Below are 1,881 nucleotides of genomic sequence, written 5' to 3'. Positions count from 1 at the left end.
TGACACAGACGCAGGCCAGCCTGGACGCGTCCAGGCTGGCCTGCGTCTGTGTCACTCCCGTTCAGACCAGGCCGATCAGCTCCGCGAACGACTCCCGACGGATCATTCCGATCCGGTGCCTAACCTCGTCACCGCCAGGCCTTGCATGCCTGCCGTGGACGCCATCGTTGTAGTCGGCGCCGGCAGCGCACAGTTCGTCTACCTGCCCGGTAGTCACCTGCAGGCACCGGGCGATGGTCCCGTCCGGGAAGCCGTCTTCCCGGGCGTGCGCCGCCATGAGTGCAGTCACCGGGCCCATGTACTGTCCGGCGTCCGTCGTGCCATACCCGACCAGCCGGAGCCACTCCCAGTAGCGGGCCGCGTAGTTGGCTTCGGCTTCCAAGGCATCGTTGAGACGCCGCCGAGCCTCCAGGAGATCACAACGCACAGCGGCGCGAAGAGCCGGCGGAACAGACATGTCGTACATGGGTGTCCTCTCGTCTGGTGCTCACGCAGACGTTAGGGGCGTCCACTGGCCGGCAAGAGCAATGGTCAATCGGCTGGCGACCGGGACCACCTGTTCGGAGGAGCGATCCAAGGGATCGGCTGCCACCCACGGTTCACGGGGCTTCGAACCCGGCGTGCCACCATGGGCGTTGCCCCCCCGCGAGGCGCCCTACACGCCGAGCACCCCGGGCCCCGTACCGTCCAGCGGGGCCCGGGTCATCTCTGCCCGTGGAGGACCGATGCAGCCGCTACGCCAGCCCAGGCCCCGCGCCTGCGGCAGCGCGCGGCTTCCGGCACGCACACGACCGCGAGCAGAAACGCCCCTTACCCGCCCCCGGGTTCTTCGACCACGTCACGAACTCGCCCCCGCAGTACTCGCAGTTCCGCTGCTCGCCACGCAGACGAGTACCGCCCTTGACGACGCGGAAGTTCTCCGGGTCGGTCACTACCCGGTCGGCGTTCATGACGTTGCACCGGGTGCACGAGGGCACCAGATTGTCCGGCGCGTTGTTCATCGGGTTCCGGTCCACGTGGTCGACGATCAATACGCCCTTGCCGGTTCTGCCCCCAGGCTTCCACTCAACGACCTCGCCGCATCCGTTGCAGGGGTGCCTTCCGGGGCCGATCTCTTCGAAGAGAACGAAGCGGTGCTCGGGAACGTAAGAGGCCTTGAGCACCAGGGGGTGACCCGGGGCGTAGCGCATGCGTCGCACTGTGAGGTTCGACTTGCGACTCGCCGCAGCCTTGCAGTCTGTCGAGCAGTAACTGCCAAGGTGCGACGGGACGCGCGCGTACTCGTGCCCAACCTGATCGCATGTCCGCGTGCTTGTCTTCCGGTACTGAGGTTGAATGCGTGATGTCGGGAGTCAGTGCTGCCACGTTACAAGTCCAATGGGTGCGGTTCCTCTGAAGGGAATGGTTGAACTCCGAGAACGCTGACTGGGCTGTGTTCGCGGCTTTTCCTCTCTACCGTGGTGGTGGAGGAGGGGTGGCGGATGGGCTCGCTGTTCGAGGAACTTGAAGCGCGCGAGGGGGCTGCCCGGGTGCGCGTGGAGGAGCTCGAAGCCGAGCTCGCCGAGTTGTCGGGACAGCTGGATCTGGCGCGGGCGGGCTTGGAGCGTTTGCGGATCACGCGGGAGACGGTCGCCGAGGTGCTCGCGGACATGACGCCGGAGAAGGCGGCGGTGAGTGTCGAGGCGGACCGGCCGACCGCGGGTGAGCCGGCGGCGTCCGCGTATGCGGGAGCCGAGCGGCGGGTTATCGGGGTGCTGACCGTTCCGAACTGGCAGCCCGGCATGGGGGCGGACGCGGGCGGCCTTGACGTCGTGGACCGCGCCGGGCAGGGCCGGCGACGCCCAGAGGAGCTTGCCGAACGGGTCGGTGATGACCTGCACG

Annotated in this window: 2 protein-coding genes and 1 pseudogene; all 3 read right to left on the bottom strand. The window is 67.6% G+C overall.

Features of this window, described 5'->3' with window-relative positions; genetic code table 11:
- Nucleotides 1-61: 61 nt before the first annotated feature.
- Nucleotides 62-466, bottom strand: a complete 405-nt coding sequence (locus AOK09_RS36060) for a hypothetical protein (protein ID WP_055591392.1) — start codon at nucleotides 464-466, stop codon at nucleotides 62-64.
- A gap of 268 nt (nucleotides 467-734) precedes the next feature.
- Nucleotides 735-1,190, bottom strand: a complete 456-nt coding sequence (locus AOK09_RS40640) for an HNH endonuclease signature motif containing protein (protein ID WP_157876188.1) — start codon at nucleotides 1,188-1,190, stop codon at nucleotides 735-737.
- 603 nt (nucleotides 1,191-1,793) lie between these two features.
- Nucleotides 1,794-1,881, bottom strand: a pseudogene (locus AOK09_RS39815) (IS5/IS1182 family transposase); the annotation flags it as partial.

Origin of the sequence: Peterkaempfera griseoplana (assembly GCF_001418575.1) — a bacterium.
Lineage (GTDB): Bacteria > Actinomycetota > Actinomycetes > Streptomycetales > Streptomycetaceae > Peterkaempfera > Peterkaempfera griseoplana.
The sequence above is the reverse complement of the archived record's forward strand: the minus strand, read 5'-3'. Positions and strand labels throughout refer to the sequence as shown.